Here is an 18,777-nt window from a genome sequence, read left to right as displayed (position 1 = left end):
CGGGGCTCTCAGGCCGCGAAGCCCGGGTCGGGCTCGGCTACGTGGCAGGCCGCTTCGTGGTTCTCGCCCAGACGGCGGGGGAGCGGCGTCTCCTCGTGGCACCTGTCGATTGCCAGCGGGCAGCGCCAGCGGAAGCGGCATCCCGGTGTCGGGTCGATGACCTTCGGCGGCTCGCCGGTGTCGCCTTCGATCCCCTCGGCGAGCGGCGCGCGCGGATCCGGCACCGCACCGAGCAGCAGGTCGGTGTACGGGTGCTTCGGGTTCGCGAGCACCGACTCGGTCGGACCGGACTCGACGATGTGCCCGGCGTACATGATCATCAGCCGGTCCGCGACGTACCGCGCGCTGGCGATGTCGTGGGTGATGTAGAGGAACGAGACGCCTTCGGTGCTGCGCAGGTCGGCCATCAGGTTCAGCAGGCCGATCCGGATCGACACGTCGAGCATCGACACCGGCTCGTCGGCCAGGATCAGCTTCGGCTTGTGTGCGAGCGCCTGCGCGAACCCGATTCGTTGCCGCTGGCCACCACTCAGCTCGTACGGGTACCGGTGCATGATGTCACCGGCCGGCGTCAGCCCGACCGCCTCGATCACCCGCGCGGCCTCGTCCTCGCGCTGCGACCGGCTGAACTCGGGCCGGTGCAGCTTGAGGCTGCGCAGGATGCCGTGCGACACCCGGAAGGCCGGGTTCAGCGAGCTGAACGGGTCCTGGAACACCATCGGCACGTCGCCGCGGTAGGACAGTTGGTCCTTGCGGGACTTGAACGTCGACATCGCGCGGCCCTGGTAGAAGATCTCCCCGCCGGTCGGCCGGTAGACGCCCGCGAGCAGCCGCGCGATCGTGCTCTTCCCGCTGCCGCTCTCACCGGCCAGGGCAACGATCTCCTGGTGCCCGATCGAGAAGTTCACGTCGTCGACGGCGTGCAGCATCTGCCGCGAGAATCCGCGCCCGACCCGGAAGTGCCGGGTCAGCTCCCGCGCCTCGATCACCGGCGCCGCGGCCGACTCGGTCACGGCGGGTTCAACATCCAGCGACGTCATGACACCTCCCGGGCCGACGCGATCGACGGTGCGTGCAGCAGGCAACGAGCTTGGACGGCGCCGACCTGGTAGAGGTCCGGCTCGATCTTCGGGCAGTCCTCGAACGCCTTCGGGCAGCGCGGCTGGAACCGGCAGCCCGGCGGCGGATCGGCGAGGTTGGGCGGGCTGCCGGGGATACCGGTCAGCGGCACCTTCGGCCCGCGGATCGACGGGAACGCGTCCAGCAGACCCTCGCTGTACGGGTGCTCGGGGTGATCGAAGACCGCGCGCGTCGCGCCGAACTCGACCACCTGGCCGGCGTACATCACCACGAGCTTGTCGGAGAAGTGACTGACCAGCGACATGTCGTGGGTGACGAAGATGACCGCGAACCCGAGCTTGCGCTGCAGTTCCTTGATCTGCACCATCAGCGACCGCTGCGCGACCACGTCGAGCGCGGACGTCGGCTCGTCCATGATGATCAGGTCCGGCGTGAACAGCAGCGCCATCGCGATCATCGCCCGCTGCCGCATCCCGCCGCTCAGCTGGTGCGGGTAGCTCTTCAGGTGGATCGGGTCGATGCCGACCAGCCGCAGTACCTCGGCCGGCCGGTTGTCGTCGACCACCTCGTCGTGCGCCATGATCGTGTCGTGGAACTGCGCGCCGATGCTCTTCACCGGGTTCAGCGCGTTCATCGCGCTCTGCATCACCACGGAGAAGTCCCGCCACCGCAGCGACGCGAGCTTCTTCTCGTTCATCGTGACCAGGTTCTGCCCGAAGAACTTCACGCTCCCGCCGGTGATCGCGGCCGGTGAGCTCAGCAGGTGCGCGATCGCGAACAGCAGCGTCGACTTCCCGCAGCCTGATTCGCCGACGACACCGACGAACTCACCTGCCTGTACGTCGAGATCCACGTGGTCGACCGCGACGACCGGATGGGCACCGGTGTCGTACTCGACGGTGAGATCACGGACCTCAAGAAGCTGATCGGGCACGTCGCCTCCGAACCGGCCGCAGCGCGGGATTGCTGATCTCGTCGAACGCATAGTTGAGCAGGGCAAAGGAAACACCGAGCAGCGCCACCGCCAGACCCGGCGAGAGCGCCCACGCGGGCAGGCCGTTGACCAGGGCGCCCTGGTTCTGGGCCCAGTAGAGCATCGTGCCCCAGCTCAGCGAGTTGGGGTCGCCGAGGCCGAGGAACTGCAGGCCGGCGGCGGTGAGCACGGAGTACAGCGCGGCGCCGAGGAAGTTCGCCACGATCAGCGAGATCATCGTCGGCAGCACCTCGACCACGATGATGTACGACGACCGCTCGCCGCGGACCCGGGCCGACTCGAGGAAGTCGCGGTTGCGCAGCGACAACGCCTGCGCGCGCATCTGTCTGGCGCCGTACGACCAGCCGGTCAGGATCAGTACGACGATGATCACGGTCAGGTTGCCCTTACCGGCGTACGTCGCGAGCACGATGATCAGCGGGAACGTCGGCAGCACCAGGAAGATGTCGGTCATCATCGACAGGCCGTCGTCGGCGAACCCGCCGAGGTACGCGGCCGAGACGCCGATCAGGACCGACAGGATCGTGGCGCCGGCGCCGGCGACCACCGCGATGACCAGCGATTCGCGGGTGCTGTAGATCAGCTGTGCGTACACGTCCTGACCGAGGCCGGTCGTCCCCAGCCAGTGTTTGCCGGACGGTCCCTGCAGCGGCATGTCGCCGATCGCCTGCGGATCGTGGTGCGCGCCCGGGACGAACAGCCCCGGGAACGCCGCGAGCAGGATGAACAGCACCAGCAGGCCGGCGCCGATCATGGCCTTGCGGTTGCGCATGATCGCGCGCAACAGCCCGCCGCGCGGCCGGCGGGCCGCGGTACTCGTGTCAGGCGCGGCGGCGCCGGTGACGATTGCACTCATCGGCTATCCCTTCGTCCGGGCTCGGGGGTCGAGGAGGAACACCGCGAAGTCACAGAGCAGGACGCAGATCAGCACGGCCAGCGTCACCAGCAGGAAGAGGGCCTGCAGCAACGGATAGTCGGTGCTCACGGTGGCGTTGTAGAACATGTAACCGAGGCCGGGGTAGTTGAACACGTACTCGACCAGGATCGTGCCGGAGATGACGAAGCCGAGCGACATCGCGAACCCGGACAGGTTCGGCAGGAACGCGTTCCGGCCGGCGTAGCCGAACATGATCCGGCGGCCCGGGATGCCCTTGGCCCGCGCCATCCGCACGTAGTCCTCGGCGAGCGTGGTGATCATGTTGTTCCGCATGGTCAGGATCCAGCCGCCGACCGCGGTGATCAGGATCGTCGCGGCCGGCAGGATCCCGTGTTTCAGCACGCTCAGGATGAACTCGCCGTTGAACCCCGGCGTCAGTCCCTGGTCGTAGTTGAAGTCGTTGGGCAGGATCGCGTGGTCGCCGATCGCGAACAGCGAGATGAACAGCAGCGCGACCCAGAAGTACGGCAGCGCCGAGGTGACGATGAAGACCGGCGGTACGACGCCGTCGATCAGCCCGCCGCGGCGCCAGCCGGAGATCGTGCCGATCAGCGTACCGATCGCGAACGCCAGGATGGTCGTGATGCCGACCAGCCCGAGCGTCCACGGCAGCGCGCTGCCGATCAGGGTGGTCACCGGGACACCGAGGCTGCTGCCGATCGACACGCCCCAGTGCCCGGTGACCATTGCTTTCAGATACTCCACGTACTGCAGGACGATGTTCTTGTCCGGCTCGAAGCCGAACTCGGCCAGGACGGTCCGCAACTGCTCCGCGGTGACGACCGAGCCGCCCTTGCTGAGGCGCTCCCGCAGCGCCTCCTCGGGACTGCCGGGCATCATCCGCGGGATGAAGAAGTTGAGGGTCATCGCTGCCCAGAGCGTGAGCACGAAGAACCCGAGTCGACGTAGCAGGTACCTCACAAACAGCTCCTCGTGCTCACGCGTGAATTGACGTCCGGCTTACTTCTGGGCGGCCTTCGAGTACAGGTTGGCCAGTACCTGCCCGGCGTCCGGGATGTTGTACGGCGCCGGCTGGGCGTAGGGGTTGTCCTGCGTCGGCCAGCCCTCGATGTCCTTGGTGTTGTACTGGTACCAGTCGACCGACTCGGTCGTCGGGATCAGCGGGACATCCTTGATCATGTACCCCGAGATCTGCTTGACCAGCTTGACCTGGGTGTCGGGGTCCGCGCTGGCGTACTGGTCGAACAGCTTGTCCACCTCGGGGTTGCTGTACCGCGAGTAGTTGCTGTTGGCCTGCTTGCCGATCGGCGCGGTGTTCTTCGAGTACAGCAGCTGTCGCAGCTCGTAGTACGGCGTCGGTCCGCCGGACAGGCTGGAGTAGGCCAGGTCGTAGTCACCGGTGTACAGCTTCTGGTTGTACGACTGCTGCTGCAGGTCCTGGACGCTCAGCTCGATACCGACGGCCGCGAGGTTCTGCTTGACCACGGCCAGCGACGCGTCCCAGTCGGTGTAGCCGGTGACCGTGATGACGCTGAGCTTGAGCGGGTTGGACGACGAGTAGCCCGCGCTCTGCAGGAGCTGCTTCGCCTTGTCCACGTTCGGTTTGTCGTACCCGGCAGCCGTCAACGCGTCCTTGTCGAAGTACTTGTCGAACGTCGGTGTCACGACACCGGTCTGGTTCGCGGCCGGCTGGTAGCCGCTCTCGCCGATCTTCGAGACCTGCTCGCGGTCGATCGCGTAGGCCAGTGCCTGCCGGACCGCGAGCTTGCTGGTCGCCGGGCGGGACGGGTCGTTGTTCGGGACCAGGGCGACGTTGGCGGTCGGCGGGAACCAGTAGTTGTTCTCCGGCGCCTTCGACTTGTAGAACTTGTCGATGTTCGGGATGTACTGACCGCCCCACTGCGCCTTGCCGCTGGCGAGGTCGAGGTTGGCCGGGTTGTTGTCCAGGTAGGCCGGGTACTGCACCTTCTGGATGTACGGCTTGCCCGGCTGCCAGTAGTTCTGGTTGGCGGCGTACGTGATGTTGTTGGGGCTGCAGGACTCGACCGTGTACGGGCCGGTGCCGACCGGCTTCGGGTCCGCCCAGGTGGCCGGCTTCGAGGCCGCCTCACCGGTCGACCAGATGTGCTTCGGCACGATGTTGACCTGGTTGGCGAAGTTGAAGAAGTACGGCTCGGCCGCACCCTTGAACTTCAGCGTGACCTTGTTGCCGGCCGCGGTGACGCTGGTCAGCCCGGCGCCGGTCCACAGCGCGTAGATGTCCAGGGCGGGCTGCGCCTTCATCAGGTTGAACGTGTAGACCACGTCGTCGGCGCTGAACGGCTGCCCGTCGCTCCACTTCACACCGTCGCGGATCGTGAAGACGATCGAGTCCTTCTTCGGCGACCAGGCGAAGTCGGTGGCCAGCATCGGCGTGGTGGCGCCGGCCTTCAGCACGTTGACGAACGTCAGCGGCTCGTACACGAAACCGCCCGCGACGCCGTTGACCGACGGGTTGAACGGGTTGAACTGACACGGCCAGGTCTGTCCGCCGACGTTGGCGATGGTGACCGTGCCGCCCTTCTTGTACTGCCCGGTGCTGCCGCCGCTGCTCGTCGAGGACGACGGGTTGCCCGACGACGCCCCGCTCCCGATCGGCTTGTCGCCACCGCCGCACCCGGCGGTCAGTGCGCCGACCGCTATCGCGGCGACCGCGATGCGTGTGATGCCCCTCATCGTCTCTGCCTTTCGCTACTGGTAATCCTGCTCATGCGAATGCTTCTGCACCGAGGACAACTCCCGCTGCCTCGACGCCAAGGGCGAGCGCCCCGATCAGCGGAGCGTCCGAAGGAAACCGGGCCACCGACAACTCCGGTGGGAACGGGACGGCGGCGTCGAGGGCGCGACGCAGGCCGGCTTCGATCTGGTCCCAGGAACGAACCAGGCCGCCGCCGACGACGATCCGGACCGGATCGACCGCGATGGCCAGGTTGGCGAGGTGCATCGCCAGTTCCCGGACGAACTCGTCGGTGAGGACGGCGGCGTCCGGCTGGGTCCGCGCCATCGTGAAGACGTCGGCGGCCGTGACCGGCTGCCCGAGCCGGGCGGACCCGGTGGTCTCGAGCGCCTGACCGCTGACGACGTGTTCCAGGATCGTGCGCTCGTCGGTGGCGACGTACACGTCGCCGGCCGAACGCAGGTTGTAGCCGATCTCGCCGGACGCGCCGTGCGCGCCGGTGATCACGGTGCCGCCGGCAACGATCGCGATCGCGAGACCGGTGCCGAGATTGACGTACAGCCCGGGGTCGCAGCCGGCGAGTGCGCCCCAGCGCAGCTCGGCCGCCGCGGCCGCCTTCACATCGGTTGCCAGCCGCACGGGTACGCCGGGGAAGCCGTCCCGCACCAGCCGCCCGAACGGGAGGTCGTCCCAGCCCGGGAAGGTGGGAGCCAGCTCGACGCGGTCGTCGTACGGGATGCCGAGGGTGGCCGCGCCGACGCCGGCGAGCTCCTGGCCGGGGGCGACCTCGGCGAGCAGTTCGCGGGCAGCAGTCAGGCCGCGCGCCATGGCCTCAGCAGCGCCACCCGTTTCGGCGCGGCTGTCGATGGTCCGCGTACCCAGACGGCGTCCGGACAGGTCGCTGACCGCCAGGGCGATCTTCGTCCCGCCGAAGTCGAGTCCGAGGACGACCGGCGTTGGAACCACGGGGGTGGCACCTCCTCGGGCCAACCAATAGAATCGATAGGAAACTAACTTAACAACCAACGGACCACAAGGCTTAACTACGAGTTGGTGGCCGAGTTGTTAGCAGGCAGGGGGTCGACGTGACGGTTGTTGCGCCAGGCGCGTCCGCGGCACGCCCGCAGCTGATCCGCGAGATCAACGAACAGGTGCTGCTCGATCACATCCGGCGATCCGGACCGATCTCGCGGACGGAGCTCGCCGGTCTGACCGGATTGTCGAAACCGACCGTGTCGGCGGCGCTCGGCTCGCTGGAGCGGACGGGGCTGGTGCACGTGACCGGCCAGCGCACCGGCGTACCGGGACCGGCGGCGAACCTGTACGAGGTGCGGCCGGACGCGGGGTACGTGCTCGGGCTGGATGTCGGGCGGGAATTCCTGCGCGGGGCGATCTCGGATCTCGCCGGTACTGTGCGGGCCCGGCTGAGCGTCCGGACCAAGGCCGGCGACGCGATGGCCCGGATCCAGGAGCTCGCCGACCTGAGCACGACGCTGGCTGCCGAATCCGGTATCGACGTCACGCAGCTGACCCAGACCGTGCTCGGATCGCCCGGCGTCTACGACCCTCGACTCGATGCGTTGACCCTGACCGGGCGGCTGTCCGGGTGGGACTCACCGGCGACCCTGGCGGCGCTGCGCGACCGGTTCGGTGCGTCGATGATGATCGAGAACGACGTCGACGCCGCCGCGATCGCCGAGCGGGTGCACGGCCACGGCCGGAACGTCGACAGCTTCGCCTTCGTTTCGGTCGGTACCGGTATCGGTATGGGCCTCGTTCTCGACGGGAAGCTCCGGCACGGATCCCACGGGGTGGCGGGGGAGATCGGGTACCTGCCGTTCACCGAAGGCAGCGGTAGTGACCCACGGGATGCCCGTAAACGCGGCGGTTTCGACGCATCGGCGTCGGCCGCGGCCGTCGTACGAGCGGCTCGCCGGGCCGGCGTCCGCGGTGCGTCGACAGCCGAGAAGGTGTTCGCAGCCGCCGCACGCGGCGACGCCGTCGCGGCCGCCGTCGTCGCCGAGGAGGCCCTGCTGGTCGCCAAGGCGGTGTGCACGGTGATTACGGTCGTAGATCCCGACCTCGTCGTGCTCGGCGGCGGCATCGGCCAAGCCCCCGGCTTCCTCGAAGCCGTCTCCCACCAACTCCACAAACTCGCCCCGGTAATACCCGAGGTAAAAGCCAGCGTCCTCGGCCGCGAGTCAGTCGTCGCCGGCTGCCTGGCCGCAGGCCTGGACCGCTCCTGGCAAACCCTCGTCGGCCGGGTCGGAACGCAGGGCTGACTTTCTCCATCGTTGGGTTCGCATTCCGGGCGTAGAGCGTCCGGAATGGTCAGTATGGTTCGAGCCATGATCGCTATGTATCCGAGTTTCGTGATGGATTGTCCCGATGCTGCGCGGCTGGCCCAGTTCTACGGGGAGGTGCTCGGCTGGAAGGTGGAGGCCCGGGACGACTGGGCCGACATCAAGCCCGAGGACGGGAGCAACTGCATCTCGTTCCAGCAGGTCGCGAACTTCACGGCGCCGGCGTGGCCGGGGCAGGAGAAGCCGCAGCAGATGCATCTCGACGTCATGGTTCGCGACCTCGACGAGGCCGAGTCCGAGGTGCTGGCGATCGGCGCGACGAAGGCCGAGCACCAGCCCGGTACGACGTTCCGCGTCTTCCTCGACCCGGCCGGGCACCCGTTCTGCCTCTGCACCTCCTGACGTCGCCTAGGGTTGGGGCGTGACGAGTTGGCGCGAGGAACGGCGGCAGGCGGCGGTCGAGCATGCGGCTGCGCTCGAACGCCGGAAGGCGTCGGAGACTGCGCAGGCTCGTCAGCTCCTCACCGACTTCATCGCGACGCTGAAGGAACGCGGCGTCGAGCCGGAGCCGCTGCGTGCGCGGGTCGTCGGCACGAACACGAGCTACCGGACCAACCTCACCGGGTGGTACCTGCGCCGCAACCGTTCGCTGGCAGTGGATGTCGAGGGCAACTTCTACATCCTCGGCGTGCCCGCGAGCCTGACGGCCCGGGTCGCCGGAGTCCAGGTCGTGCCGTCCGATCCGCCGCTGATCGTCGGCCAGGGCGCCCGCGACGGTGAGTCGCTGCCGCTCGCCGAACTGCTACGCCTTCGGCTCGAGTCCTGACAGCACGCTCTCGATCAACGCCGTACCGGGCGCTGTCCGCCCGCCCGGTCCGGGCGACGGCCTGACGTCGTCCATCTCCAGCGTCTCGCCGCACTCCGAGCAGCAAACCGTTGCCGTCGTCACCTTGCCGCAGGTCGTATGCGTGAACCGAAGCGGCTGGCCGGCCGGGGGAGTCGCCCACCGGTCGCCCCACGCGGTCAGCGCGATCAGGATCGGCACGAGCTCCCGCCCCGCCTCGGTCAGCTCGTAGCTGTACCGGACCGGGTTCTGCTGGTACGGCGTACGTCGTACCAGGCCGCCGTCGACGAGCGTCGTGAGCCGATCGGTCAGCAGGTTGCGGGAGATGCCCAGGTCGGTGACGAACTGGTCGAAGCGGTCCAGGCCGAGGTACAGATCGCGCAGGACGAGCGGTGTCCACCAGTCGCCGATCAGCTCCAGGGACTGGGCGAGCGAGCAGTGCATCGAGGCGAAGCTGGTGTTCCGCATGGACCCGAGTGTAGTCAGTTGCGTCATTGAACTCACTCGCTCTACGGTGGCGGCATGGGCATTTACCACTGGATCGTGGGCCGGCAGGTGCGGAACGCGTTCGCGCAGATCAGCGCGGGCAACTGGGAGGCGATGGTGGCGGGGATGGCGCCGTCGTTCACGTACCGCTTCTACGGGGATCACGCGCTCGGCGGCGAGCGGCGTACCCACGACGCGCTGCGGAGCTGGTGGGAGCGGTGCTTCCGGCTGCTGCCGGACACGCGCTTCGAGGTGCGAGACGTGCTGGTCAACGGCTGGCCGTGGAACACCCGGGTCGCGACAGCGGTCACCGTCCACGTGGGCGTCGTGGACGGTTCGGCGTACGAGAATGTGGTTCATCAGTTCCTGCGGATCCGGTGGGGGAAGATCACCGAGGTACGGACGCTCGAGGACACCGCCGTACTGGAGCGGACCCTCGACCGGCTGGCCGCTGCGGGGTACGCCGAGGCGCACGCCGCGCAGATCACTGGTTGACGGCCGCCGGCTTGAGGCCCTTGAAGGTCATGTAGATACCGATCGACAGCTCCCAGGCAGCGATCGGAAGGGTGGCGATCGCCGAGAACGCGGACAGCTGGGTGTTGTGGCCGAGCAGCGTCAGGATGTTGGCGGTGAGCAGCAGCGGTGCGCCGATGAGGCCCATGACCGGCATGAACCGCGGGACCCGGCGGGAGCGGTACATCAAGGTGCCGAGCAGGATCGCGCTGATCGCGGGCATGGTTCCGGGACCGAAGAGGAAGGTCCAGTCGCGGACGTCGACCAGCGCCTGCCCGACGGTGGCAAGTGCCCCGGTGTCGGTGCCCTGAGCCCCGGCGAGATCCTGTCGCAGCGTGACGACGGCGAGGAGACTGACGACGCCGATCATGATCACGGCGGCCTCGAGCGTCCGTGAGGTGACGAAGCCGAGGGCCAGGGACTCCTTGTACCGCTTCATCACCGGGAACAGGGCGACCGCGCTGCCGATGCCGGCGACGGCGTTGACGAAGTCGAGCAGGCATCCCCACAGCACGCGGGTGTCCGGCCCGGCGCCGAGGATGTAGTTGTGGTCGTTCAGGACGGGCCCGATCAGGAGCAGCGCGGGGATCGAGGCGGCGAACGTCACCAGGTAGAAGATCCCGGCGGCACGGGCGTGGCCGCGGTCCGGATCGGCGGTGCCGACGGCGGTGCTGGGTGCAGGTGCGGTGATAGTCATGACAGTTTCCTTTGCTTCCTTTGCTTCCTTTGTGCTTGATCGGTCTCGACCCGGTCGACCGAGAGCAACGGCAGACCGAGATCGCGGAGTCGCTGGAGCAGCCCGTGCAGGGCTGCTTGGTCGGCCACCTGGCCGTGGATGACGGTGGTGCCGTCGGCGTGGGTGCTGAGCGTCATACCGTCGAACCACGCGGCCCACCGCGGATCGATGCGCCCCTCGAGGCGGATCTCGTACCAGGCTGGTTCGTGGTTCATGCCTGCAAAGTAGGAGCGGGCCTGGTGACCGCGCATCACATCATGTGGTGATGTTCAGCGGGTGAGGAGACCGAGCTGATGGGCCCGCCGGATCGCCGAGCGGCGGTTGTTCACGCCGAGCTTGGTGTAGATGTGCTTGGTGTGCGTCCGCACGGTGTTGAGCGACACCACGAGCTGCCGTGCGATCGACGGACCGTCGAGTTCGCTGGTGAGCAACCGCAGTACGTCGAGCTCGCGGTCACTGAGCGGATCGAGCAACGGTTGCGGAGCACTCACGCGTGCGGGGCGGCCGGCCGCTTCGAGGAGCATTCGCTGGTACGGCGACCGCGGTCGCCGCTGCAGCATCGTGATCAGCGGTGCGCCCTCGGCGACGAACATCTGGACGTACCCTTCCGGCTCGGCGAGAGTCAGTGCTCGGTCCAGAGAAGCTGGATCACGCCCGGCGACGGCCTGCAGGACGAGAATCTCGATCAAGCTGCCCGTCCGGCCGCCGGCTTCCGCGGCAGACCGTAGCTTGTCGAGCAGCGGCAGGGCGTCGCCACGCTGAGCCATCAGGAGGCGAGCCAACGTCACGTGCTCGTACTCATGCAGATACGACAACTCGGCGGGCACGCTGTCCGCCCACTCCTGTGCCGCAACCAGCTCTCCGCGCGCGATCAGCACCCGTGCCCGGACGGCCGCGAGCGGGCGGACGTTGGGGGAGAAGTCGCCGACGTACACCTTGATGGCCGCGTCGAGGAGCTCGAGCGCGCTGTCGAGATCGCCTTCGGCCTCGCGGATGCGGGCCATCGCGAGTCGCCAGCGGTACGGGTTCTGCGGGAGGTCGGCGGCCGCGCCCAGTTCCTCGGCGCGGCGCAGGTACTCCGTGGCCGCGTCGAGCTCGTTGCGTTCCCAGGCGATCCGGCTCAGGCCGACGTACATGTCGGAGGTGCCGCGCATACCGGGGCCGGCGAGGTCCAGCGCGCGTTCGAGTGTTGCCTCCGCCTGGCGGAGCCGGCCTTGGGTGATCTCGAGGTCGGCCAGTGTGATCGAGCAGCCGAGGACGTCGGCGAGGTGGCCCGCGCGTTCCAGTCCTGCGGCCGCGGCGGCGTACCCGCGGTGGGCGGACTCGATGTCTCCACCGGCCCAGGAGGCCAGAGCCGACAGAGCTGAAGCGGCCGACAGGGTGAGGTCGTCGCCGGGGAGGGCGAGCCGGATCGCGACCGCGGCATGCTCGATGGTGCCGGCCGGATCGCCGGCGACGAGATCGAGGGCGGCCCGGTAGGTCTCGATCGCACTCGGCAGGCGTTCGAGTTCGTCGCGGTCAATTACCACGAAATCGTCGCCGGCGAGCTGCCGCTCGATGTCCTGGAGCCGTTGCTCGATTCCGGCGAACTCGTTGCCGGCCATCAGCGCCCCGACGAATCCGATCGCGAGCACCGGCCTCCGTCGTACGACGTCGTCGGGGATGTCGTCGAGCCAGCGCCGGATCGTCGCCTCGTGCCGTTCGCGTCTGAGTCCGGGGACGGCGAGCTCGACCAGGTCCGCGGCGTGGTCGATGTCTCCGGCCGCGACTGCGTGATGGACGGCTGCGACAGTGTCGCCGGCATCGTCGTACCACTGGGCGGCGCGTCGGTGCAGGTCCGCGACGTCGCTGCGCTCGGCCAGGAGACGCGCCCGCAGTACGTCGGCGAAGAGGTGGTGATAGCGGTACCACTGCCGACGATCGTCCAGCGGTACGACGAACAGGTTCTGCCGCTCGAGCGATTCGAGCATCGCCCGCCCGCCCGGCTGCCCGGTGACCGCATCGCACAACGGGCCGGTCAACCGGTCGACCACACTCGTCTCGAGCAGGAACCGGCGTACCTGCTCCGGCTGACGGTCGAGGACCTCGTCGACGAGATAGTCCACGACGTACCGGTCGTCGCCGGCGAAGTCGTCGATGAATCCACTCGCGTCGCTGCGGTCGCGCAACGACAACGCCGCCAGTCCGAGCGCGGCGATCCAGCCTTCGGTGCGCTCCTCGAGCGTCGCGATCGCGTCGGCGTCGAGCCCTGTCCCGGTGAAGTAACTGCGCACCTCGTCGAGCGTGAAGCGCAGATCGGCAGCGCGTACTTCGACGAGCTCGCCCCGAGTGCGCAGCCGGGCCAGCGGGAGCGCGGGGTCGGCCCTGGTGCTGATGAGCAGGTGGAGTTGCGGCGGGAGATGATCGAGCAGATAGGTCATGCCCCGGGAGATCTCCAGGCCGTCGGCGAGGTGATAGTCGTCGAGCACGAGGTCGATCTCCCCGGGCAGAACACTGAGCTCGTTGAGTACGCCGCCGAGCACGGTCTCGATCGGTGCCGAACCGGACCGGAGCAACGCCAGCGCGTCATCGGCGATACCCGGCGCAGCTCGATCCAGCGCGGTCAGAACGTACGTCCAGAAGGTGATCGGGTCCCGGTCACTCTCCTCCAACGAGACCCAGGCCGCGTCGTCGGCAGCCCACGCCGAGACGAGTGTGGTCTTGCCGAAGCCGGCCGGAGCAGACACCAGCGTGAGCGCGGTGCCGTCCTTGCGCAGCAGGCGTTCGTCGAGCCGCGGCCGCTGCACCAGCCCCTCACGACTCCGCGGCCGATACAACTTGGTCTCGACAAGCAGCCCGGTCATCACACCCCCTCCGCTACGACGCGGTGGGACGAGAATAGGCCCGCGATTGCCTGCGGGCGACGACATCTTCCCCGGCCGCGGAGCGCGCTTTACCGTGTGGGAGCAACGTCCCTGCGAGTCGATCCGGAGCGGGCCATGTCCTCGAAGACCTGGAGTTCGAGTGTTGCCTTGACGTCGGCAGCCGTGCTGACGCTGGTTGCCGGGGTGGCAGCGCCCGCCGCCGACGCGAAGCCGCCGACGGGTACCGGCACCGCGAAGGCGCTGGTCTTCATCCCCAACCCGGTGCAGTCGAGCGGTGACGAAACGCTCACGGACCAGAAGGACTCCGCGACCGCCGTCCCGCGGGGCGACTACTACGAGGTGACGTTGACCGACCTGGACGGCTCGGGGTACCTGCGCGGCACGTGGGCGAATGTCCGCAGCGCCACCGGCACTCCGGCGTACACGACCGACGGCACGTACTTCTACAACCGGCACGACGACCAGTTCGAGCAGGTGATGGCCTACTTCTGGGGGACGCAGGCACAGAAGTACCTGCAATCGCTCGGCTTCGGGCGGGATCTGCCGCCGGTGAACGCCGAAAGCCAGGACTACAAGGTGGATCAGTACGGCCTGGACAACTCGTTCTCACGGGACGACCACGACACCATCACCCTGGGCAAGGGCGGTGTGGACGACGCCGAGGACGGCGAGGTGATCGTGCACGAGACCGGCCACGCCGTGCACGACGCACAGGTCGCCGGCTTCGGGACGACGTTGGAGGCCGGCTCGATCGGTGAGGCGTTCGGCGACTACTTCGCGGTGACCGTCGGCGACTGGGTCGCCAAGCAGTACGGCGTGCCGGTGCAGGCACCGCTGGTGTGCGTGGCCGACTGGGACTCGGTCTCGTACACGTCGGGCCCGACACACTGCCTGCGCCGCCTCGATGCCGGCAAGCACTACCCGCAGGACGTGATCGGCGAGGTGCACGCCGACGGCGAGATCTGGTCCCAGGCGCTGTTCCAGATCCGGACGGCCCTCGGCCCGACGGTGGCTGACCGGATCATCATCGACGCGCAGTTCGGGTTCGCGCCGGGCACGAGCTTCGCGGCGGCGGCCCAGCAGACGGTCGCGACCGCGCGATCGCTGTACGGCGTATCGCGGGCGGCCGTCGTCCAGAAGGCGTTCGCGGACCGCGGCATCCTCTGACCGCCTCCGATTGCGGGTCCGGCTGGTCCGATTGCGGCGTGGTCCGAAACCCGGATGCTTTTGTCGGTGGGGCCGGTTACGGTCGGTCGGGTGCTGACTCTGTTTCGCTACGGCGTTCGTGTTGCACCTGGAAGCACCCTTCTGACGATGGGTCTGGTCGTCCTCGGCTCGTTGCTGGGGATGGCGGTCACGTTGCTGACCGGCGCGGTCGTCGGGGCGGTTCCGGGTGTGATCGACGGACGCCCCGGTGCGATGCCGCTCGGCGAGTTCAGCTGGCTGCTCGGCGGTCTGCTGGCGGTCTTCGTCATCGACAGCCTGATGCCGGCCTTGCGGCAGGTCGCTTCACTGACGATGGATGCCGGCCTGGTCCGCGCGATCGGCACCGGCATCACCGAGCCGCTGCTGCGCCCGCGTCGCGTGCAGCACCTCGAGGACGCCGAGGTCCTGGACGTGCAGGAGCGGGCGAAGGGCAAGGGCGGATTCCACCTTGCCCAGGGCATGAGCCAACTGCCTTATCTGGTGGCCAGCCGGATCACGCTGATCGGGTCCGCGGTGATCGTCGGCGCGATGTTCGCCTGGTGGGTCGCGGCCATGCTGGTCGCGATGACGCTGGTGCTCGAGTGGTACGGCGGCCGCCTGGTCGAGCGGGAGATCGACACCTGGTGGGGCAACACCGAGGAGCAGCGCCGCGCCGGCTACCTGTTCAACCTCGGCATGCGCGACGCCCCGAAGGAACTGCGCGTCTTCGGCCTGCACAACTGGCTCGTCCAGCGGTATGTCCGCGACTGGACGGCCGGCTACCGCCCGGTCTGGGCGCGCCGCCGCAAGAACGTGAAGTTCTCGATCCTGATCGGCGGCGTGCACCTGATCGCGAACGGCATCGCGATCGTCGCCGTCGGCCGCGCCGCGCTGAACGGCTCGCTCCCGCTGACCCAGGTCGCGACGACCCTGCCCGCGATCCTTGCGATCGGCCAGGCCAACAACGGGTACGGCGTCATCCAGGTCCGCCGCGGGCTCTCGGCGTACCGCGCGATGCGGGACCTGCCGCAGACGATCGCCGAGCGGCACCCGGAACCGGTCGCGGACACCAAGCACCGGATCGAGACGATGCCGGCCCGCGAGATCCGCTTCGAGAACGTCAGCTTCCGCTACCCAGGTGCAGAGGTCGACGTACTGCGAGGGCTCGACCTCACGCTGCATGCGCACGAGGCGCTCGCGCTGGTCGGTATCAACGGCGCAGGCAAGTCCACGTTGGTGAAGCTGCTCGGCGGTGCCTACAAGCCGACGAGCGGGCGGATCCTGGTCGACGGCGTCGATCTCGCGGAGCTCGATCTGACCGCCTGGCAGCGCCGGGTCGCGGCGATCGTGCAGGACTTCCTGCGGTTCCCGCTGTCGGTCACGGACAACGTCGTGTTCGGCGCGGTCGAGCGTGCGGGGGACGAGCTGACCTTGGCCAGGGTCGCCCGTGAGTCTGGGATCGACGAGGTCGTGCGGGGTCTGCCGAAAGGCTGGGACACCGTGCTGGACAAGACGTTCGACGGCGGCGTCGACCTGTCCGGCGGCGAGTGGCAACGGGTCGCGCTGGCCCGGGCGTTGTTCGCCGTCCATGCCGGTGCGGGCGTGCTGGTGCTGGACGAGCCGGCCGCCGCGCTCGACGTACGAGCCGAGGCCGAGCTGGTCGAGCGGTATCTCGAGCTGACCTCCGGCGTTGCGTCGTTGATCATCTCGCACCGGTTCTCGGTGGTGCGCAACGCCAACCGGATCTGTGTGCTGTCCGGCGGTCGCATCGTCGAGGACGGCACGCACGAGGAGCTGCTCGCCGCCGACGGGGAGTACGCGACGATGTTCCGCCTGCAGGCAGAGCGCTACGTGACCGGACCGGAGGCCGTCGATGCCTAAGACGTTCCGCATCCTCTGGCTCTGGCTGAGTACGTCGTTCCGCGCGGCGCCCGGGCTGATGACGATCTCGGCCGTCCTCGTCGCCGCCCGCGCCATCACCGCACCGGCCCAGACGTACGGCGTGAGCCGGCTCGTCGACGGGATCGCGTCGGACGACTCGAGCACGATCGCGCTGGGCATCGGGATCATCGTCGGCGGTCTCGCGGTCTCCTTCGTCGCAGACGGGCTGGGCTGGCCGTTGCAGGACACCGCGCAGGAGCGGATGGCCGGTCGCGTGCACGCGGACCTGCTGGACGTGACGACCGGGATTCCCGGGTTGTCGCACCACGAGCGGCCGGACGTCGCGGACCGGTTGGAGCTGGTGCGTGAGCGTGCGTGGCGGATGGGCGTGGGCGCCGAGGTCCTGTTGTGGGCGTTCGCCACGGTGACGAACACCGCGACCGTGCTCACGCTGCTCGGGTCGGTGCATCCGGTCCTGCTCGTTCTGCCGTTGCTCGGTTGCGCGCGCATCTGGTCGGCGTACCTGAGCAGCACGCGGCAGCAGAAGGCCTGGGAGGATTCGCTGCCGCAGGAGCGTCTGGTCGACCGGCTGATCGAGGTCGCGAAGGACCCGCGGACAGGTCTCGAGCTGCGGGTGTTCGGGCTCGGGAAGGTCTTGCTGGACAGGATCTTCGCGTTGCAGACCGAGCGGTTCGCGCGCCGGGTGGCGGCGGCCCGCTGGGGCGGCAAGGTCGACAGCTCGGTGCGGCTCGTGTTCGGTCTCACGTATGCCGCGGCGATCGTCTGGGTGGTCGCCCGCGCACGGAACGGGCAGGCCACCGCGGGCGACGTCGTGCTCGTGCTGCTGCTCGCGCCGCAGGTCGACCAGATGACCGGCGGTATCGCGCAGAACGTCTACTGGGTCGGTGAAGTCGTGCGCAGCTTCAGCCGGTACGACTGGCTCCGCGAGTATGCCAAGCAGAACTCTTGGCGCTCGAGTGAGACTCCGGCGCCGGAGCGACTCACCTCGGGGATCGAGCTGCGGGACGTCGGATTCTCCTACCCTGGTTCGGAATCCGCGGTCCTCAGCGGCATCAGCCTCACGCTGCCGGCCGGTGCGGCGGTTGCGTTGGTGGGGGAGAACGGCGCCGGCAAGACGACCCTGGTCAAGCTGCTCGCGCGGATGTACGACCCGACGACCGGAAGCATTCTGGTCGACGGCGTGGACCTCGCGACGATCCAGCCGGACGAGTGGCGGTCGCAACTGTCGGCCGGGTTCCAGGACTTCGTGAAGTTCGAGCTGACCGCACGCGAGGTCGTCGCGATCGGCGACGTGGCGCGGGCCGGCGACGAGGCCGCCGTACACACCGCGATCGTGCGCGGTGATGCGGAGTCGGTGATCGCCGGTTTGCCGCACGGGCTGGACAGCCAGCTGGGCAAGAAGTTCACCGACGGCGTCGAGCTGTCCGGCGGGCAGTGGCAGCGGCTCGCGCTGGCCCGCGCGTTCATGCGCGAACGTCCGCTGCTGTTACTGCTCGACGAGCCGACGGCAGCCCTCGACCCCGAGGCCGAGCACCGGCTCTACGAGCAGTACGCCGATGCCGCGAAGGTCGCCGCGGCCGAGACCGGCGGGATCACAGTCCTGGTCTCACACCGCTTCTCGACCGTCCGGATGGCCGACCTGATCGTCGTCATGCACAACGGCCGGGTCGAAGAGTTCGGCACTCACCCCGACCTGCTCGCAGCCGGCGGCCGGTACGCCGAACTCTTCGAACTCCAGGCCCGCGCCTACCGCTAGGCCCGCACCCGCCGATCGGCCCGCTCGGCCAGCTCGTCCGCATCGACCAGCGTGACCATCTGGCCGCCCGGCGCACACAGCATCGTCACGGTGAACTTCAGCGGGATGTCGGACCGGTTGTTGCCGTCGTGGTAGTGGATCACGTCGCCACCCGGCTCCCAGAACGCCTCACCTGCCTTGATCACCCGCGGCGCCTCGCCCTCGAGCTCGAACAACATCTCGCCTTCGACGACGTACCCGAACGCGGGCCCGGAGTGGCGATGCGGCGGCGCACCGGGGTCGCCGGCCGGGTAGTCGATCACCAGCGTCATCGCGTGGAACCCGTCCGGTACGAACGGCGGCTCGACCTCCTGCAGCATCGTGAAAGCGTTCTGCCAGGTACCGGATCGCTGTTCGGTCGTGTCGGTCATCAAAACTCACCTTCCAGTCGGTATTCAGGTCTCTCCTCCCAAGACAGGGCAGCGCTCCGCTGTGTGACGGTCACAGGGAGAGGGGCTGGG

18 protein-coding genes are annotated in these 18,777 nt (G+C 68.5%); 7 read left to right on the top strand and 11 right to left on the bottom strand.

Annotated elements, in window-relative coordinates; all coding sequences use genetic code 11:
- Nucleotides 1-8: 8 nt before the first annotated feature.
- From ABT313_RS42785 to ABT313_RS42760, 6 genes are read right to left on the bottom strand one after another with little or no spacing between them, the layout of a single operon-like run.
- A complete protein-coding gene (locus tag ABT313_RS42785) occupies nt 9-1,040 on the bottom strand; it encodes an ABC transporter ATP-binding protein (protein ID WP_350866521.1) in 1,032 nt (343 codons plus the stop codon).
- The gene (locus ABT313_RS42780; protein ID WP_350866520.1) at nt 1,037-2,014 is read right to left on the bottom strand and encodes an ABC transporter ATP-binding protein; all 978 of its coding nucleotides are present in this window, start codon (nt 2,012-2,014) and stop codon (nt 1,037-1,039) included. Before ABT313_RS42780 ends, ABT313_RS42785 begins: the two co-directional genes overlap by 4 nt.
- Complete coding sequence (locus tag ABT313_RS42775) at nt 1,995-2,930, bottom strand: ABC transporter permease (protein ID WP_350866518.1); 936 nt, start codon at nt 2,928-2,930, stop codon at nt 1,995-1,997. Before ABT313_RS42775 ends, ABT313_RS42780 begins: the two co-directional genes overlap by 20 nt.
- A 3-nt stretch (nt 2,931-2,933) precedes the next feature.
- A complete protein-coding gene (locus ABT313_RS42770; protein WP_350866516.1) occupies nt 2,934-3,932 on the bottom strand; it encodes an ABC transporter permease in 999 nt (332 codons plus the stop codon).
- A gap of 39 nt (nt 3,933-3,971) precedes the next feature.
- Complete coding sequence (locus ABT313_RS42765) at nt 3,972-5,687, bottom strand: ABC transporter substrate-binding protein (protein ID WP_350866514.1); 1,716 nt, start codon at nt 5,685-5,687, stop codon at nt 3,972-3,974.
- A gap of 31 nt (nt 5,688-5,718) precedes the next feature.
- Nucleotides 5,719-6,654 carry an ROK family protein gene (locus ABT313_RS42760; RefSeq protein WP_350866512.1) on the bottom strand — a complete coding sequence of 312 codons (936 nt, stop codon included), beginning with the start codon at nt 6,652-6,654 and terminating at the stop codon, nt 5,719-5,721.
- A gap of 119 nt (nt 6,655-6,773) precedes the next feature.
- Here ABT313_RS42760 and ABT313_RS42755 point away from each other — a divergent pair, with 119 nt between their 5' ends.
- The 3 genes from ABT313_RS42755 to ABT313_RS42745 all read left to right on the top strand — a co-directional run bounded on the left by ABT313_RS42755 (nt 6,774) and on the right by ABT313_RS42745 (nt 8,817).
- Nucleotides 6,774-7,970, top strand: coding sequence for an ROK family transcriptional regulator (locus ABT313_RS42755; RefSeq protein ID WP_350866510.1), 1,197 nt, complete (start codon nt 6,774-6,776; stop codon nt 7,968-7,970).
- Between the two features lie 66 nt (nt 7,971-8,036).
- Nucleotides 8,037-8,393, top strand: coding sequence for a VOC family protein (locus tag ABT313_RS42750; protein ID WP_350866509.1), 357 nt, complete (start codon nt 8,037-8,039; stop codon nt 8,391-8,393).
- Nucleotides 8,394-8,412: 19 nt separating this feature from the next.
- On the top strand, nt 8,413-8,817 hold the full coding sequence (locus ABT313_RS42745; RefSeq protein ID WP_350866508.1) for a hypothetical protein: 405 nt from the start codon (nt 8,413-8,415) through the stop codon (nt 8,815-8,817).
- Here ABT313_RS42745 and ABT313_RS42740 read toward each other — a convergent pair.
- The gene (locus ABT313_RS42740) at nt 8,794-9,303 is read right to left on the bottom strand and encodes a winged helix-turn-helix transcriptional regulator (RefSeq protein WP_350866507.1); all 510 of its coding nucleotides are present in this window, start codon (nt 9,301-9,303) and stop codon (nt 8,794-8,796) included. The genes ABT313_RS42745 and ABT313_RS42740 overlap by 24 nt on opposite strands.
- A 54-nt stretch (nt 9,304-9,357) precedes the next feature.
- On the opposite strand from ABT313_RS42740, the gene ABT313_RS42735 reads away from it, so the two are divergent.
- Nucleotides 9,358-9,816 carry a nuclear transport factor 2 family protein gene (locus tag ABT313_RS42735; RefSeq protein ID WP_350866505.1) on the top strand — a complete coding sequence of 153 codons (459 nt, stop codon included), beginning with the start codon at nt 9,358-9,360 and terminating at the stop codon, nt 9,814-9,816.
- Here ABT313_RS42735 and ABT313_RS42730 read toward each other — a convergent pair.
- The 3 genes from ABT313_RS42730 to ABT313_RS42720 are packed head-to-tail and all read right to left on the bottom strand — an operon-like array spanning nt 9,806 to nt 13,413.
- The gene (locus ABT313_RS42730) at nt 9,806-10,531 is read right to left on the bottom strand and encodes a DUF4386 domain-containing protein (protein WP_350866504.1); all 726 of its coding nucleotides are present in this window, start codon (nt 10,529-10,531) and stop codon (nt 9,806-9,808) included. The genes ABT313_RS42735 and ABT313_RS42730 overlap by 11 nt on opposite strands.
- Entirely contained in the window at nt 10,528-10,785 is a 258-nt protein-coding gene (locus ABT313_RS42725) for a DUF8691 family protein (protein ID WP_350866502.1), read from the bottom strand. Before ABT313_RS42725 ends, ABT313_RS42730 begins: the two co-directional genes overlap by 4 nt.
- A gap of 54 nt (nt 10,786-10,839) precedes the next feature.
- Nucleotides 10,840-13,413: a winged helix-turn-helix domain-containing protein gene (locus tag ABT313_RS42720; protein WP_350866500.1), complete on the bottom strand. Its 2,574-nt coding sequence runs from the start codon at nt 13,411-13,413 to the stop codon at nt 10,840-10,842.
- Between the two features lie 135 nt (nt 13,414-13,548).
- Between ABT313_RS42720 and ABT313_RS42715 the strand changes: the two genes are divergently transcribed.
- From ABT313_RS42715 to ABT313_RS42705, 3 genes are all read left to right on the top strand, one after another.
- Nucleotides 13,549-14,601 carry a M4 family metallopeptidase gene (locus ABT313_RS42715; protein WP_350866498.1) on the top strand — a complete coding sequence of 351 codons (1,053 nt, stop codon included), beginning with the start codon at nt 13,549-13,551 and terminating at the stop codon, nt 14,599-14,601.
- A gap of 147 nt (nt 14,602-14,748) precedes the next feature.
- Nucleotides 14,749-16,500: an ABC transporter ATP-binding protein gene (locus ABT313_RS42710; protein WP_350866496.1), complete on the top strand. Its 1,752-nt coding sequence runs from the start codon at nt 14,749-14,751 to the stop codon at nt 16,498-16,500.
- Nucleotides 16,493-18,277 (top strand): ABC transporter ATP-binding protein, encoded by a 1,785-nt coding sequence (locus ABT313_RS42705; protein ID WP_350866494.1) that lies wholly within the window; start codon nt 16,493-16,495, stop codon nt 18,275-18,277. Before ABT313_RS42710 ends, ABT313_RS42705 begins: the two co-directional genes overlap by 8 nt.
- Here ABT313_RS42705 and ABT313_RS42700 read toward each other — a convergent pair.
- The gene (locus ABT313_RS42700) at nt 18,274-18,687 is read right to left on the bottom strand and encodes a cupin domain-containing protein (protein ID WP_350866492.1); all 414 of its coding nucleotides are present in this window, start codon (nt 18,685-18,687) and stop codon (nt 18,274-18,276) included. The two genes, ABT313_RS42705 and ABT313_RS42700, sit on opposite strands and share 4 nt — an antisense overlap.
- Nucleotides 18,688-18,777 lie beyond the last annotated feature (90 nt).

The sequence above is a fragment of the Kribbella sp. NPDC000426 genome (genome assembly GCF_040300265.1).
Taxonomy (GTDB): Bacteria; Actinomycetota; Actinomycetes; order Propionibacteriales; family Kribbellaceae; genus Kribbella.
The sequence above is the reverse complement of the archived record's forward strand: the minus strand, read 5'-3'. Positions and strand labels throughout refer to the sequence as shown.

Excerpts from the sequence above, each read along its gene's own strand:
- ABT313_RS42700 (WP_350866492.1), bottom strand. The coding sequence starts at position 18,687 with ATGACCGACACGACCGAACAGCGATCCGGTACCTGGCAGAACGCTTTC.
- ABT313_RS42735 (WP_350866505.1), top strand. The coding sequence starts at position 9,358 with ATGGGCATTTACCACTGGATCGTGGGCCGGCAGGTGCGGAACGCGTTC.
- ABT313_RS42730 (WP_350866504.1), bottom strand. The coding sequence starts at position 10,531 with ATGACTATCACCGCACCTGCACCCAGCACCGCCGTCGGCACCGCCGAT.
- ABT313_RS42750 (WP_350866509.1), top strand. The coding sequence starts at position 8,037 with ATGATCGCTATGTATCCGAGTTTCGTGATGGATTGTCCCGATGCTGCG.
- ABT313_RS42765 (WP_350866514.1), bottom strand. The coding sequence starts at position 5,687 with ATGAGGGGCATCACACGCATCGCGGTCGCCGCGATAGCGGTCGGCGCA.
- ABT313_RS42715 (WP_350866498.1), top strand. The coding sequence starts at position 13,549 with ATGTCCTCGAAGACCTGGAGTTCGAGTGTTGCCTTGACGTCGGCAGCC.
- ABT313_RS42725 (WP_350866502.1), bottom strand. The coding sequence starts at position 10,785 with ATGAACCACGAACCAGCCTGGTACGAGATCCGCCTCGAGGGGCGCATC.
- ABT313_RS42740 (WP_350866507.1), bottom strand. The coding sequence starts at position 9,303 with ATGCGGAACACCAGCTTCGCCTCGATGCACTGCTCGCTCGCCCAGTCC.
- ABT313_RS42775 (WP_350866518.1), bottom strand. The coding sequence starts at position 2,930 with ATGAGTGCAATCGTCACCGGCGCCGCCGCGCCTGACACGAGTACCGCG.
- ABT313_RS42720 (WP_350866500.1), bottom strand. The coding sequence starts at position 13,413 with ATGACCGGGCTGCTTGTCGAGACCAAGTTGTATCGGCCGCGGAGTCGT.
- ABT313_RS42785 (WP_350866521.1), bottom strand. The coding sequence starts at position 1,040 with ATGACGTCGCTGGATGTTGAACCCGCCGTGACCGAGTCGGCCGCGGCG.
- ABT313_RS42710 (WP_350866496.1), top strand. The coding sequence starts at position 14,749 with ATGGGTCTGGTCGTCCTCGGCTCGTTGCTGGGGATGGCGGTCACGTTG.
- ABT313_RS42705 (WP_350866494.1), top strand. The coding sequence starts at position 16,493 with ATGCCTAAGACGTTCCGCATCCTCTGGCTCTGGCTGAGTACGTCGTTC.